The organism is Streptomyces sp. NPDC004629, assembly GCF_042873595.1.
Lineage (GTDB): Bacteria > Actinomycetota > Actinomycetes > Streptomycetales > Streptomycetaceae > Streptomyces.
This window is the reverse complement of sequence record NZ_JBIALO010000015.1, coordinates 1-13,832: the sequence shown is the minus strand read 5'-3', so window position 1 is coordinate 13,832 and position 13,832 is coordinate 1. Positions and strand designations below refer to the sequence as shown.

Annotated in this window: 13 protein-coding genes; 9 read left to right on the top strand and 4 right to left on the bottom strand. The window is 70.8% G+C overall.

Annotated features, from left to right (window positions below; genetic code table 11):
• Window positions 1-674 precede the first annotated feature (674 nt).
• Complete coding sequence (locus ACFYTE_RS23190; protein ID WP_388713479.1) at window positions 675-1,637, bottom strand: LLM class flavin-dependent oxidoreductase; 963 nt, start codon at window positions 1,635-1,637, stop codon at window positions 675-677.
• Between the two features lie 243 nt (window positions 1,638-1,880).
• Here ACFYTE_RS23190 and ACFYTE_RS23185 point away from each other — a divergent pair, with 243 nt between their 5' ends.
• From ACFYTE_RS23185 to ACFYTE_RS23155, 7 genes are all read left to right on the top strand, one after another.
• Window positions 1,881-2,270 carry a hypothetical protein gene (locus ACFYTE_RS23185; RefSeq protein ID WP_388713476.1) on the top strand — a complete coding sequence of 130 codons (390 nt, stop codon included), beginning with the start codon at window positions 1,881-1,883 and terminating at the stop codon, window positions 2,268-2,270.
• 1 nt (window position 2,271) lies between these two features.
• The gene (locus tag ACFYTE_RS23180; protein ID WP_388713473.1) at window positions 2,272-2,769 is read left to right on the top strand and encodes a hypothetical protein; all 498 of its coding nucleotides are present in this window, start codon (window positions 2,272-2,274) and stop codon (window positions 2,767-2,769) included.
• A 361-nt stretch (window positions 2,770-3,130) separates the two neighbouring features.
• Window positions 3,131-3,220, top strand: coding sequence for a K(+)-transporting ATPase subunit F (gene kdpF, locus ACFYTE_RS23175; protein WP_009326374.1), 90 nt, complete (start codon window positions 3,131-3,133; stop codon window positions 3,218-3,220).
• A gap of 8 nt (window positions 3,221-3,228) precedes the next feature.
• Window positions 3,229-4,890, top strand: coding sequence for a potassium-transporting ATPase subunit KdpA (kdpA, locus tag ACFYTE_RS23170; protein WP_388713470.1), 1,662 nt, complete (start codon window positions 3,229-3,231; stop codon window positions 4,888-4,890).
• A 32-nt stretch (window positions 4,891-4,922) separates the two neighbouring features.
• A complete protein-coding gene (gene kdpB / locus ACFYTE_RS23165; protein WP_388713467.1) occupies window positions 4,923-7,022 on the top strand; it encodes a potassium-transporting ATPase subunit KdpB in 2,100 nt (699 codons plus the stop codon).
• Window positions 7,023-7,027: 5 nt separating this feature from the next.
• Window positions 7,028-7,696: a potassium-transporting ATPase subunit C gene (locus ACFYTE_RS23160; RefSeq protein ID WP_388713464.1), complete on the top strand. Its 669-nt coding sequence runs from the start codon at window positions 7,028-7,030 to the stop codon at window positions 7,694-7,696.
• Between the two features lie 396 nt (window positions 7,697-8,092).
• Window positions 8,093-8,776 carry a response regulator gene (locus ACFYTE_RS23155; protein WP_388713461.1) on the top strand — a complete coding sequence of 228 codons (684 nt, stop codon included), beginning with the start codon at window positions 8,093-8,095 and terminating at the stop codon, window positions 8,774-8,776.
• A 21-nt stretch (window positions 8,777-8,797) separates the two neighbouring features.
• Here the strand turns inward: ACFYTE_RS23155 and ACFYTE_RS23150 are convergent, their stop codons facing one another.
• Both ACFYTE_RS23150 and ACFYTE_RS23145 read right to left on the bottom strand, forming a co-directional pair.
• Window positions 8,798-9,640, bottom strand: coding sequence for an FkbM family methyltransferase (locus ACFYTE_RS23150; protein ID WP_388713458.1), 843 nt, complete (start codon window positions 9,638-9,640; stop codon window positions 8,798-8,800).
• 130 nt (window positions 9,641-9,770) lie between these two features.
• A complete protein-coding gene (locus ACFYTE_RS23145; RefSeq protein WP_388713456.1) occupies window positions 9,771-10,199 on the bottom strand; it encodes a hypothetical protein in 429 nt (142 codons plus the stop codon).
• 403 nt (window positions 10,200-10,602) lie between these two features.
• Here ACFYTE_RS23145 and ACFYTE_RS23140 point away from each other — a divergent pair, with 403 nt between their 5' ends.
• Complete coding sequence (locus ACFYTE_RS23140; RefSeq protein WP_388713453.1) at window positions 10,603-11,322, top strand: FAD binding domain-containing protein; 720 nt, start codon at window positions 10,603-10,605, stop codon at window positions 11,320-11,322.
• A gap of 8 nt (window positions 11,323-11,330) precedes the next feature.
• Here ACFYTE_RS23140 and ACFYTE_RS23135 read toward each other — a convergent pair whose 3' ends face one another.
• Entirely contained in the window at window positions 11,331-12,413 is a 1,083-nt protein-coding gene (locus ACFYTE_RS23135) for a fatty acid desaturase family protein (protein WP_388713450.1), read from the bottom strand.
• Window positions 12,414-12,632: 219 nt separating this feature from the next.
• Here ACFYTE_RS23135 and ACFYTE_RS23130 point away from each other — a divergent pair, with 219 nt between their 5' ends.
• Window positions 12,633-13,451, top strand: a complete 819-nt coding sequence (locus ACFYTE_RS23130) for an SAM-dependent methyltransferase (RefSeq protein WP_388713447.1) — start codon at window positions 12,633-12,635, stop codon at window positions 13,449-13,451.
• Window positions 13,452-13,832 lie beyond the last annotated feature (381 nt).

Here is a 13,832-nt window from a genome sequence, read left to right as displayed (position 1 = left end):
ACCATCGGGGCCGGTATGAAGAGAGGATGTGTGGAATTTGTGCGCAAGCTTTGAGACGAGTGCTGCAACGTGCCTTCTGCGGCGCCCAGTTCGGCGAACCGGAAGCGGTGTGCCGGGGCCGGCCTCGGGGGAGCGGTGGCCAGGCGCGGGAACCAACTCGGCGTCGGCCAAGTCGACTTCGGATCACTGGGCGGCCAGGAGGGCGTGATCACGTCCGCGTGGATGTGCTGTGAAGCCGGCGTGCGAATCGGCTGATCCGGGCTCCGGCTCGGCCATCGTCACCAGGTGGCTCGGCGGTGTGGGACTGGCCGCCGCCGCTGCCTGGAGCCCGGCCTCGCCGACGCAAACCCGTGCCGCCTCCGGCGCCCCCCGCCGTCATCCCGGCTCTGGCCGACTGGACCGCGGGACCCACCGCCTTCACTCTCGGTGACGCCCCCCGAATCGTCGTTGCCGCCGGCGCCGTGCCACGGCTGTCGGCGACCGCCGGTCTGCTCGCCGCCGACATGGAGGCGCTGACCGCTCCAGCGACACGGGCGTCTTCCACGGCACCCGGACCGTCGGGCAACTCCTCCACCAGAGCACGACCGTTCCCGGCGGGAGCAGCACCGACGCCCCCGCCCACCCCGGGAGTTGGCCTGGCTCACATACAACCGGCAGGGTACTTCCGGTGACGGCTAGAGCACTGCCGCCAGTGCGTCCAGCGACGCCAGGTGGTCGGGGCCCAAGGGAGTGAGGACGGCGCTGGTGACGCCCGCGTCGAACAAGTCCGCCAGCCTGGACCGGGCCTGCTCCGGCGTGCCTGCCACGGCGAGTTGGCGGACCCATTCGTCCGGCAGGGAGCGGGCGAACTCCTGGGGGTCGGCGCAGCGCGAGCGCAGGGACACGAGGTCGTCGTGGAAGGGCAGCGGGGCGATGTGGGGCCGCCAGTCCGGCTCTCCGACCACGTCCAGGGCGGGGCGGACGGCCGCCAGCGCGACGGCGGGGTCGTCGTCGATCGCGGCGATGTTGTAGGCGGCCAGCCGGTGCGGGCGGCTCGGGGCGATGTGCTTGAGGGCTTCTCGTACGTAGGCGGGTGTCACCGGTTCCGCGAGGAGGGTGCCGTCGGCCACGTCGCCGGACACGGCCAGGGATCTGGGGCCGCGCACGCCGGCCAGGACGTCGGGGACCGCCGCCGGTACGGCGCTCTCGTCGAGGTGCAGACCGTCGATGCGTACGTACTGTCCGTCATGGTGGACGGGCCGGCCGCTCAGCAGCGCCTTGAGGACGGTGATGTATTCGGACAGGAGGGTGAGGGGGCTCTTGGGCCATGCGCCGACGCCGCGCATCCAGGCCGGCATGCCGTGGCCGACGGCGATGTCGATGCGGTGGGGATGCAGTTGGGCGAGGCCCGCGATGTCCATCGCGGCGAAGGCCACGTTGCGGGCGGCGGCCGGCAGCAGTCCGACGCCGACGCGGATCCTGGTCGTGGCGGCGAGGACGGTGGCCGCCTGGGTCAGTCCTCCCCGGTAGCCGAGGTCTTCCACCACCCACAGCTCGTCGAAGCCGTGTGTCTCCGCGCGTCGGGCGAACGGGACGATGTCCGGTGCCGGAATGTCGCGCGGCATGATGACGCCGATCGTGCCTTCGTGTTTCGTCATGGTGATCTCATCCCCAGCGGGTTCGGGTTGCATGACTGGCCGACCGTCGGGCCGGGGCTTCGCCATGGTGCGATGCCGATCCGGACGTTACGGCAGGGGGCGCGGGGGAACTGCGCGACCAGCCATGACGGTGTCGCAGACGGCCGACGGCAGGTCGCGGCGTTTCTGGCGGAGCAGGTACTCGGACGGAGTTTGAGTACCTGCGCTCTGGGCGCCGGCGCGGGCGGCGGAAACGCTGGGGGCATGCGTCAAGGAATGCGGAAACCACTTCCCCAGGTGCTGTCGGTTCTCGTGCTCGCCGGGGTGTCGGCGGCGGTGTGGGCGGCCTGGCTGGGCTGGGACCGGGTACGTGCGGTGCGCGCCGACGGGACGGTGACCGGGCCGTACGAGGCATGGCAGGTGATCGGCCTGGTGCTGACCCTGCTGGCGGCGGTGTGCTGGGCGGCGTCCCGGCGGTACGTCGTCGGTGCCGTGCTCGGCACCACGGCGGGGCTCACCGCTGCCGCCTACTACGACTGGTCGGACGACTCCAGCGGCTTGTTCATGGTCGGGGTGGGGCTGGTCATGATGGGGAGCCTGGCGGCCACGGCGGTTGTTTCGGCGGTGATCACCTCCGCGAAACGGGACGGATGACGTGGCTCCCGCCCATCGGGCCGCCACGCACCGGCGTCTGCGCACGGCGCCGACACGGCTGATCGCACAGTTCCCCGCGCCCCTGCGGGGCGCCCGGCTCGGCGTCCGGAGGGTCCCGGAGGCGCTGGCCGATCCGCCGTTGCCGGAGCGAGTGATCGCCGACCTGGTCGGCAACGCCGCCCGCTCCACCCCGCCGGTGAAGAAGGCCCTGGTCACCGCCGGCGCCCGGTGGGGCGGGACGGGCGGCTGCTTCAGCCGGGGGCGGGGTGAACACAGCGCGTCCCGTCTCGTGTGCGACGCGGACCGACAGCCGGGGCGGCCCCGCCTGCCCGCACAGCAGCAGGCCGTCCGCCACCGCCCTGCGCGCGCCCTCGTGCAGGCGGAGCCACAGCGCACGGCCGGCCGGTTCCCGCCCGTGGACACCCGGGCCGGGAACGGCACGACGAAGAGCAGCGCGGCAAGGCCGAGCGACAGCCCGGCGCGTCACCGCCGACCGTAGAGGCCCGGAAGGCTCGGTCGGTCCGTCTTGATGCGGCGCTGACGGAAGTGCAGCGGCTTGCACCCGGAGAACGAGCCGGAGCGGCTGTGGCAGCACCTGCTGTGACCTGGGTCACCGGCCTTCGGGCCACCCACTCGGCCGAATCGGTCGAGTGGCGTAAGAGGCCCGTCAAGGGTGTGCTGGGTGCCGTATGGGGGCCGTCAACGCACGGTCGGATTCGGTCGGTGACGCGCTTTCCTCTATGTGTCCGATTCTGTCGAACCTCACTCCAGGAGTTCGCGATGGCCGATGTGGCCTTCGTCGTCACCACGATCGCGGTGTTCGCGTTGGTGGCCCTTGTCGCCCGGGGGGTGACAAAGCTGTGACCGCCGAGAACGTCGTAGGACTGGTCGTGGCCGTCGCCCTGCTGGGTTATCTCGTCCTCGCCCTGATCTTCCCGGAGAGGTTCTGAGCCGCGCCATGGGTTCCCAACTCGCCGCTGTCCTCCAGCTGCTGGCGCTCATAGGCGCGCTCGCGCTGGTCCACGTCCCCCTGGGCGCCTACATGGCCCGGGTCTACTCCTCCGACAAGCACCTGCGTGTCGAGAAGTGGATCTACAAGGGGATCGGCGCCCACCCCGACACCCAGATGCGCTGGCCCGCGTATCTGCGCAGCCTGCTGGCCTTCTCCGCGGTCGGTGTCCTGTTCCTGTACCTGCTGCAACGCCTCCAGGGCGTGCTGCCCGGCTCGCTCGGCTTCGCCTCCGTCAGCCCGGCGCAGTCGTTCAACACGGCCGTCTCCTTCGTGACGAACACGAACTGGCAGTCGTACTCCGGCGAGCAGACGATGGGCCATGTCGTGCAGACGGCGGGTCTCGCGGTGCAGAACTTCGTCTCCGCCGCCGTCGGCATCGCCGTCGCGGTGGCGCTGGTGCGGGGCTTCGCCCGTGCGCGCACCGGCGAGCTGGGCAACTTCTGGGCCGACCTGGTGCGGGGCACGGTGCGCGTCCTGGTGCCGATCGCCGCCGTCGCCGCGGTGGTGCTGGTCGCCTGCGGGGCGCTCCAGAACTTCTCCGGCATTCACGAGGTTGGCCAGTTCATGGGCGGCTCCCAGCAGTGGAACGGCGGCGCGGTCGCCTCCCAGGAGGCGATCAAGGAGCTGGGCACCAACGGCGGCGGCTACTTCAACGCCAACAGCGCGCACCCCTTCGAGAACCCCACCCCCTTCACCAACCTCTTCGAGATCTTCCTCATCCTGGTGATCCCGTTCTCGCTGACCCGCACCTTCGGTCTGATGGTCGGTTCGGTGCGGCAGGGGTACGCGATCCTCGCCACCATGGGCACCATCTGGGTCGGCTTCGTCGCCCTGATGATGTGGACGGAGTTCGCCCACCACGGTCCGGCGCTCCAGGCGGCGGGCGCGTCGCTGGAGGGCAAGGAGGTCCGGTTCGGGGTCGGCGGCTCGTCGATCTTCGCGGTGTCGACCACCCTGACGTCGACCGGCGCGGTGGACTCCTTCCACTCCTCGTTCACCGGCCTCGGCGGCGGCATCACCATGCTCGGCATGATGCTGGGCGAGATCGCGCCCGGTGGTGTCGGCTCCGGACTGTACGGCATGCTGATCATGGCCGTGATCGCGGTGTTCATCGCGGGTCTGATGGTGGGCCGTACCCCCGAGTACCTGGGCAAGAAGATCGGCTCGCGCGAGATCAAGCTGGCGGCTGTCTACATCCTGATCACCCCGGCCCTGGTGCTCGTCTTCTCGGCGGCCTCCATGGCGCTGCCGACGCCTTCGCACTCGATGCTCAACTCGGGCGCGCACGGATTCTCCGAGGTCCTGTACGCCTTCACCTCCGCCGCGAACAACAACGGTTCCGCCTTCGCCGGCCTGAACGCGAACACGGACTGGTTCAACACCATGACCGGGCTGGCGATGCTGCTCGGCCGCTTCCTGCCGATGGTGTTCGTACTGGCGCTGGCCGGCTCGCTCGCCGAGCAGCAGCCCGTTCCCCTCACCGCGGGCACCCTGCGCACCGAGAAGCCCCTGTTCACCAGCCTGCTGGTGGGCGCGATCCTGATCATCACCGGTCTGACCTACTTCCCGGCCCTGGCGCTGGGTCCGCTCGCCGAGGGGCTGGCGTGAAGACCACCCGTAGAGAGAAGTCAGAGGACGTCATGTCCACAGCCACTCCGACCAGGGCGCCGCACAGTGATGTGCCCACCGGGCACAAGCCGGCCGATGGCCGTGTCGGCGCAGGTCTCTTCGATCCCAAGCAGCTCGTCAAGTCCCTGCCGGACGCCTTCCGCAAGCTCGATCCACGGGTGATGGTCAAGTCTCCCGTCATGTTCGTGGTGTGGATCGGGTCCGTCCTCACCACCGTGTTCTCCTTCACGGATCCCGGGGACTGGTTCGGCTGGGCGATCAGCGCCTGGCTGTGGCTGACCGTGGTCTTCGCCAATCTCGCGGAGGCGGTCGCGGAGGGCCGGGGCAAGGCGCAGGCGGACACGCTGCGCCGGGCGAAGACCGACACGGTCGCCCGCAGGCTGAGCGCGGGCCGCGAGGAGCGGGTGCCGGGCACCGGGTTGGAGATCGGTGACCTGGTGGTGTGCGAGGCCGGGGACGTCATCCCCGGTGACGGGGATGTGATCGAGGGCGTCGCCTCGGTCGACGAGTCGGCGATCACGGGGGAGTCGGCTCCGGTGATCCGCGAGTCGGGCGGTGACCGGTCGGCGGTCACGGGCGGTACGAAGGTGCTGTCGGACCGGATCGTCATCAAGATCACGACGAGGCCGGGTGAGACGTTCATCGACCGGATGATCCGGCTGGTCGAGGGTGCGGCGCGGCAGAAGACGCCGAACGAGATCGCCCTGAACATCCTGCTGGCGTCGCTGACGATCGTGTTCCTGCTGGCGTGCGCGACGCTGCCGCCGTTCGCCTCCTACGCGGGCACGCATCTGTCGATGGTGGTGCTGGTGGCGCTGCTGGTGTGCCTGATCCCGACGACCATCGGTGCCCTGCTGTCCGCGATCGGCATCGCGGGCATGGACCGGCTGGTGCAGCGCAATGTGCTGGCCATGTCGGGCCGTGCGGTCGAGGCCGCCGGTGATGTCTCCACGCTGCTGCTGGACAAGACCGGCACCATCACCCTCGGCAACCGGCAGGCCGCCGAGTTCGTGCCGGTGCACGGCACCACCGCGGCCGAACTCGCCGACGCCGCCCAGCTCTCCTCGCTGGCGGACGAGACGCCGGAGGGCCGTTCGGTCGTGGTGCTGGCGAAGGAGCGGTACGGGCTGCGGGAGCGGCACCAGGGCGAGCTGGCGCAGGCGGAGTGGATCGCCTTCACCGCGCAGACCCGGATGTCGGGCGTGGACGTCGACGGCCGGATGATCCGCAAGGGCGCGGCCGGCTCGGTCACCGCCTGGGTCGAAGGGCGCGGCGGCACGGTCGCCGAGGACGCGGCGGAGATCGCCGACCGGATAGCGGAGGCCGGCGGTACGCCACTGCTGGTGGCGGTCCACGACGACGGGGGCGCCCGCGTCCTCGGCGTCATCCACCTCAAGGACGTGGTCAAGGACGGCATGCGGGAGCGGTTCGAGGAACTGCGCCGCATGGGCATCAAGACCGTCATGATCACGGGTGACAACCCGCTGACCGCGCGGGCGATCGCCGAGGAGGCGGGGGTGGACGACTTCCTCGCGGAGGCCACGCCCGAGGACAAGATGGCGCTGATCAAGCGGGAGCAGGCGGGCGGGAAGCTGGTCGCGATGACCGGTGACGGCACGAACGACGCCCCGGCGCTCGCGCAGGCGGACGTCGGGGTGGCGATGAACACCGGTACGTCGGCCGCCAAGGAGGCCGGCAACATGGTCGACCTCGACTCCAACCCGACCAAGCTGATCGAGGTCGTCGAGATCGGCAAGCAACTGCTGATCACGCGGGGTGCGCTGACCACGTTCTCCATCGCCAACGACGTCGCGAAGTACTTCGCGATCATCCCCGCGCTGTTCGCGGCGGTCTACCCGGGCCTGGACAAGCTCAACGTCATGGGCCTGTCCTCGCCGGACTCCGCGATCCTGTCCGCGGTCGTCTTCAACGCGCTGATCATCATCGCGCTGGTGCCGCTGTCCCTGAAGGGCGTGCGGTACCGGCCGGTGAGCGCGGACCGGATGCTGCGCCGCAATCTCGGGATCTACGGCATCGGCGGGCTGATCGCACCCTTCATCGGCATCAAGATCATCGACCTGCTCCTCTCCCTCATCCCCGGAATCGGCTGATCGCCATGAACAACTCCGTAACGAACACGGCCCGGTTGCTCGGGGCGGGCCTGCGTGCCCTCCTCGTGCTCACCCTGGTGACCGGTGTCCTCTACCCGCTGGCCGTCACCGGCATCGCCCAGGGGCTGTTCCGCGACCGGGCGAACGGCTCGGAGATCAAGGCGCACGGCACGGTCGTCGGCTCGTCCCTGATCGGGCAGTCGTACCACCTGCCGCTGAAGAAGGGCCAGCAGACCCCGGACGCGAACCTGAAGTGGTTCCAGGGCCGTCCGGCCAACGGCCTCGGCACCAACAGCCTCAACACGCAGTACAAGCTGATCCTGTCCGGTGCCACCAACCTCTCCGCCGACAGCAAGGTCCTGGTCAAGCAGGTGCGGGACGCCAAGGCCGCGGTCGTCAAGGACAACTCGGTGCCCGGCTACACGGTGCGTCCGGCCGATGTCCCCGCCGACGCGGTCACCTCCTCCGGCTCCGGCCTGGACCCGGACATCTCCCCGGCCTACGCCGGCCTCCAGGTCCACCGGGTCGCCGCGAAGAACGGCCTTCCGGTCGCCCAGGTCGACAAGCTCGTCGAGGACCACACCAGCGGCCGCACCCTCGGCTTCATCGGCGAGCCCCGGGTGAACGTCCTCGAACTCAATGTCGCGCTCAAGGACCTTGTGGCGAAGCACTGATGGGGTTACGCGACAGGCACGCGAGCCGACGGCCCGGGGAGCGCCCCGGGCCGCCGGCTCCCGCCGTCGTGAAGCCGGCCGCCTTGCGTCCGGTGCTCGCACCGGCCGCCTTGCCGGCCGTCGCGGGACTGCCGGCGCCGTGCCGACCGCCGGCCTGGCCGCGGTCGTCACGGCCAGGGCGGTTCGCGGCAGGGCCGGTCCGTGGCGTCGGCGTGCTGCACGGCGGCTGCACGCGGCTCCTGACGGCCGGCCCACTGCTGCGCGGCTCCCTCGGCGGGGGCCTGACGGACGGCCGCGATCTACCCCGCGCCGGGGTGCGCGCCGACGGATGACGGCCGGCGTCCAGAGCGCGGGGCGACTTGCCCGGCCCGGCGACGACAGGAAAGGCACACGCCCATGACCAGGGTGCTGGTGGCGGAGGACGACCCACAGCTCGTACGGGCCCTCGTCATCAATCTGGAAGCACGCCACTACGGCGTGGACGCCGCTCCCGACGGGACCACGGCCCTGCGGCTCGCCGCCGCGCGTCAGCCCGACGTGGTGCTGCTGGACCTCGGCCTGCCCGACATGGACGGCGTGGACGTCATCAGGGCCCTGCGCGGCTGGACCCGGGTGCCGATCCTGGTGCTGTCCGCACGGCAGGCCTCCGAGGAGAAGGTCGCCGCGCTCGACGCCGGCGCCGACGACTATGTGACCAAGCCGTTCGGCATGGACGAGTTGCTGGCCCGGCTGCGGGCCGCCGCCCGCCGCAGCGAGGACACGCCGTTCGTGCCCGAGACGACCCGCGTCGAAACGGAGCACTTCAGCATCGACCTGCTCGCCAAGCGGGCCGTACGGGACGGGCGGGACGTGCGGCTGACGCCGACCGAGTGGCAGCTGCTGGAGATCCTGGTGACGCACCCCGGCCGGCTGGTCACGCAGAAGCACCTCCTCCAGGAGGTCTGGGGTGTCTCGCAGCACAGCAAGACCAATTATCTGCGGGTCTACATGGCGCAGTTGCGCCGGAAACTGGAGGCGGACCCCTCCCACCCGCGCTATCTGATCACCGAGCCCGGCATGGGCTATCGCTTCGAGGGATGACAGGGCCCGCGGCAGGCTCCCTCAGTCCTGCGGGGTGAAGAGCAGGTTCCGGGTCCTGGGCGGCCGGGGCGCGTACGAGGGCACGAGGGTGCCGTCGTGCTCGGTGACCCAGTGGGAGTCGTAGCCGAGCGGTTCGAACTCGGCGAGGAGCGGGGTCAGGGGCGCGTCCGCCAGCGCCTCCAGGATCACCGTCGGCCGGTCGCGCTTCAGCACCTGCCGGGCCCCGCGCAGCACGGACATCTCGTGGCCCTCCACGTCGATCTTGACGAGGTCCAGCCTGGCGTCGGCGAACACCTCGTCCAGCGAGCGGAGCCGGATGCGCTTGAGCTGCGCGTCGGCGGCGGCGTGCTCCAGCGTGGAGCCGGTCGACAGAAGGTTCCCGGAGAAGCGGACGCCGATGTCGGCCCAGCCCGGCTCGCTGGACACGCCCGCCTGGTAGAGCCGCACGTTCTGGACGTTGTTCGAGCGGAGGTTCACCGAGAGCCGGGCGTGGATCATGTCCACCGGCTCGAAGGAGTGGATCTTCGCCTTCGGGTTGGCGAGCGCGGCGATCAGCGAGAAGTATCCGACGTGCGCGCCGACATCGGCGATCGTCGTGCTGCTCGCCGCCAGCCGGGACCAGGTGGCGAGGCTGCCCGGTTCATAGCCGAACCGCCCGTTCCACAGGGTGTCCAGGGCGACCGCGTCGTCGTTCACGCAGAACATGACGAACGGCGCGCAGTACGGGGAGTCGATCTCGACATATCCCCGGTAAGGGTGTTTCTTGCGGTGGGTACGGATGATGTCGCCCGTGGAGACCGGCCGGACGGATGGTGCGTGGGCCAGCATGCGGGCATTGGCTTCTTGGAGCTGGGCGATACGCATTGCGCGATGGTAACGCCTAGTCCGTGACTTTTCGCCGGCTTGACGGAAGATGAAAAGGCCGGCTCGGGTACGGGTGTGAGCCGGCCTTTCGCGGGTGAACCACTGAATTCGCCTCGAATTAACCCGGCGCTCAGACGGCCCGGCGCGGTCGGCCGTGGAGCGTCAGGTAGAAGAGGTGCAGCGAGTCCCTGGGGGAGCCCACCTCGTAGCGGTTGAGGACCTTGCCCAGCGGATTCCATATGCGGCCGTCCGGCATGCGGACGCCGACGGCCTGCCCGAAGTAGGCGCGCCGGTCGGCGTCGAGATCCACCCACACCGCCCCCGCCCGGCGCACCAGCACCTCCCCGACATAGGCGCCGAGCCCGAGCAGCGTCTCACGGTTGCGCTCCCGCGGGACGCCGCCCTTGCGCAGGCCGTCGATCAGGAAGTCGACGATGCGCAGGCTTCGCTCCGAGTAGTCCAGCGGCAGCCGGCTGCGGGCCGTGACGCGGGCGACGAACTCCGCCGCGCGGGGACGCATTCCCGTCGCGTCCAGCGTGCGCTCGTGCAACTCACCCATGGAATCCCACCCCTTTGTCCCCGTGAGCCCCGTGGCGGGCCCCCGGGGTAACCAGCGGATCCCGGCCCCGGATCATCACGGGACCCCTGACGTGCGGCTCACCACACGATCGGGACGGCCGCGGTGCCTCGACTCGGCGTATTCGGCGACCGGGCTTTTTCGCCGGATTTCCTCGGGTGTCTCTGAGAACTCCGCGCTTCGGGAAATACGGCTGTTCTCCATTGCGCGGAAGGCGGCTGATCCGTTTCCCCTCCTGAGGAACCGTCAGTTTTCCTGGTCATGCTCATGTGAGCCCTGTATGCGCCCCCCGCCGTGCGGCGAAGATGCGCCGTGCCGGTGGGGCGAAGGTCGACCCCCTCGCCTCTCCCGCCTTCACCTCCCCACGAAAGGCAGGTCGGTCGCCGTGCTGCTGCGGTTCCCCCAATCCGTGTCCGAAGCCCAGGAGTGCCTGGCGGAGGAGGCCGTCCCGATCGGCGGGGCGACACTGGTGTGGGCCACCTGGCAACGCGACGGCTTCCCCCAACGGGCCATGTCCCTGCGCGACCTGCCGGAGGCCAACGTCATCGGGCGTGAATCCCTCGGCGGCGCCGTCGTGCTGAACCGGGTGGACGAGCGGGTGCCGGATGTGCTGCGCCTGGCCGCCGCCACCATCGGCACCGGCGCCGTGCGCCGGACGGCGAGCGTCGGCGGCAACATCGTCGGCAGCGCCCTGCGGTGCCTGCTGCCCGCGGCCCTCGTCCTGGACGCCCGCGCCCGGGTCCTGGACGCCGACGGCATCCACGAGACCGACCTGGCCGAGGTCACCGCCAAACGCCCGCTGCTGCTCAGCCTCCACTGGCGCGCCCCGCTCGCCAGCGCCTACCGCAAGCTGCCCGGCGCGGCCGGCGGGCCGCCGCCGCTGGTCGTCGCGGCGGCGCTGCACCAGGACGCCGACGGCCGCAACCGGCTCCGGGTCGCCGTCCGCGACGGCTACGACGTGCTCAGCGGCAGCGTGCCGTGCGCGGCCGACACCGACGCCGAACAGGTGCTGCGCGCACTGCGGCGACAGGCCCTCGGCGACCTCCCGGACGAGGCGTGGTCCACGATCGGCGACCAGGTCTGCGACCTCCTCGGCCACCAGTGACCGCGCCGTCAGGACTCCTTGCGCTGCCGCCTGATCGGTTCCCCGACCCGGTGCATATGGGTCAGCGCCTCGTGGTACGACCGGATCAGTCCGGTCTCGTGGTAGGGCACGCCGATCTCCGCGCAGTACGCGCGCACGATGACCTGGGCCCGTCGCAGATGGGGCGTGGGCATGCTCGGGAAGAGGTGGTGCTCGATCTGGTAGTTGAGGCCGCCGAGCAGCACGTCGGTGAGCGGGCCGCCGGTCACGTTGCGGGAGGTGAGCACCTGGCGGCGCAGGAAGTCGGGCCGTTCGTCCCCGCTGAAGGTGGGCATGCCCTTGTGGTTGGGTGCGAAGGTGCAGCCGAGGTACACGCCGAAGAGGCACTGGTGCACGGCGAGGAACGCCACCGCCTTGCCGGGTGAGAGCACCAGGAACAGCGCGGACAGATAGCCCGCGATGTGCAGGAAGAGCAGGGCGCCCTCCAGGAGGCGGTTCTTCATGGACGGCGAGCGCAGTGCCCGCGCGCTCGCCACATGCAGGTTGAAGCCCTCCAGCGTCAGCAACGGGAAGAACAGGAAGGCCTGGTGGCCGCCGATGAGCCGGGCCAGGCCGCGGCTGTGCCGGGCCTGCTCGGTGGACCACACCAGGATGTCGGGGGCCACGTCGGGGTCGAGTTCCTCGTGGTTGGGGTTGGCGTGGTGGCGGGTGTGCTTGTTCATCCACCAGCCGTAGCTCATGCCGATGCCGAGGTTGCCGAAGAGGCGGCCCCACAGTTCGCTCGGCCGGCGCCGCCGGAAGACCTGCCGGTGCGCCAAGTCATGAGCGACCAGGGCGATCTGACCGAACATCAGCGCCATGAAGGCGGCGACCGCGAGCTGCCACCAGGTGTCGCCGAGCGCGAAGAACATCCCCCAGCCCGTCGCCAGCATTGCGATCACCAGGCCGAGCCGCACCGTGTAGTAGCCGGGCCGCCGTTCCAGCAGGCCCGCGTCCGTGATCCGCTGGGAAAGCCTGGCGAAGTCGCTGCCTGCCGCGGAGCCGGAGCCGGGCGCACGGCGGCGGGGGGCGGGCGTCTCGGCCGCGACGGAGGTGTCCGTGGAGATCGTCATGCTGTCGAGTCTCGGGACGGGGGACCGGCCGGGACAGCCTGCCAGGCACCCGAAGCGGCCGGGGGCTGTCCCCAGCGACCTCGGGGGGCTGCCACCACCCCGGAGCGCCGACCTGGGCCTTTCCCGTTTCTCGAACTCGCCCTGGCTCAGGACACATTGGTGATCAGAACGTGGGTTAGTGTGCTCGCGTCGGCACACGCGAGCGAGTAGGACCGAACGATGAGCGACAGATTGACCGGCGGCATGGCACCCTTCAACTCGTCGGTGGCGCACCCCGCGCGCGTCTACAACGCGTGGCTCGGTGGCAAGGACAACTACCCGGCGGACGAGGAGGCGGCCCGCCTCGCGGCGACGGCGAACCCGCAGATCATCCCGGCGGTCCGGGCCAATCGGGCGTTCCTCGGCCGGGCCGTCCGCGAGCTGAGCCGCGCCGGGATCCGGCAGTTCCTCGACATCGGCACCGGCATCCCCGCCGCCGACAACACCCATGAGGTGGCGCAGCGGGCCGACCCGGGCGCGCGGGTCGTCTACGTCGACAACGACCCGGTCGTGCTCGCCCACGCCCAGGCCCTGCTGGTCAGCACGGCGGAGGGCGCCACCGACTACCTCCAGGCGGACCTGCGGGACGTCGACCGCATCCTCGCGGAGGCGCGCGACACCCTCGATCTGTCCCGGCCCGTGGGCCTGATGCTGGTGGCGATCCTCCAGTACATCCCGGACGCGGACGACCCGTACCGGATCGCGCGGCGGCTGGTGGACGCCCTCCCGGCCGGCAGCTATCTGGTCCTGTCGCACCCGGCATCGGACATCGGCGCCGACGAGGTCTCGGAGTCCATGCGCGTCTACAACGAACGGGCCGCCGAACAGGCGGCGCCGCGCACGCATGCGCAGGTGTCCCGGTTCTTCGAGGGCACGCGGATCCTCGACCCCGGGGTGGTCGAGCTGCCGCAGTGGCGCCCCGACGCCGACACCGTCTCGGAGGGCGCCCCGCTCCCGATGTGGTGCGGCGTGGGCTACAAGGAAAGCGCTGAAGGGTGAGCTGACGCAACGCCCGCAGGGCGCGGGGAACGGCGCGATCAGCCACGACGGTTGCCGCGGTCGAAGGACGGCGTGGCGCCGGTGGGGGCGCGGGGAACGGCGCGATCAGCCACGACGGTTGCCGCGGTCGAAGGACGGCGTGGCGCCGGTGGGGGCGCGGGGAACGGCGCGATCAGCCACGACGGTTGCCGCGGACGGAAGACGGCGTGGCGCCGGTGGGGGCGCGGGGAACGGCGCGATCAGCCACGACGGTTGCCGCGGTCGATGGACGGCGTGGCGCCGGTGGGGGCGAGGGGAACGGCGCGATCAGCCACGACGGTTGCCGCGGTCGAAGGACGGCGTGGCGCCGGTGGGGGCGCGGGGAACGGCGCGATCAGCCAC

Coding starts and splice junctions, on each gene's coding strand:
- ACFYTE_RS23190 (WP_388713479.1), bottom strand. CDS start 1,637: ATGACGAAACACGAAGGCACGATCGGCGTCATCATGCCGCGCGACATT.
- ACFYTE_RS23185 (WP_388713476.1), top strand. CDS start 1,881: ATGCGTCAAGGAATGCGGAAACCACTTCCCCAGGTGCTGTCGGTTCTC.
- kdpA (WP_388713470.1), top strand. CDS start 3,229: ATGGGTTCCCAACTCGCCGCTGTCCTCCAGCTGCTGGCGCTCATAGGC.
- kdpB (WP_388713467.1), top strand. CDS start 4,923: ATGTCCACAGCCACTCCGACCAGGGCGCCGCACAGTGATGTGCCCACC.
- ACFYTE_RS23160 (WP_388713464.1), top strand. CDS start 7,028: ATGAACAACTCCGTAACGAACACGGCCCGGTTGCTCGGGGCGGGCCTG.
- ACFYTE_RS23155 (WP_388713461.1), top strand. CDS start 8,093: ATGACCAGGGTGCTGGTGGCGGAGGACGACCCACAGCTCGTACGGGCC.
- ACFYTE_RS23150 (WP_388713458.1), bottom strand. CDS start 9,640: ATGCGTATCGCCCAGCTCCAAGAAGCCAATGCCCGCATGCTGGCCCAC.
- ACFYTE_RS23145 (WP_388713456.1), bottom strand. CDS start 10,199: ATGGGTGAGTTGCACGAGCGCACGCTGGACGCGACGGGAATGCGTCCC.
- ACFYTE_RS23135 (WP_388713450.1), bottom strand. CDS start 12,413: ATGACGATCTCCACGGACACCTCCGTCGCGGCCGAGACGCCCGCCCCC.
- ACFYTE_RS23130 (WP_388713447.1), top strand. CDS start 12,633: ATGAGCGACAGATTGACCGGCGGCATGGCACCCTTCAACTCGTCGGTG.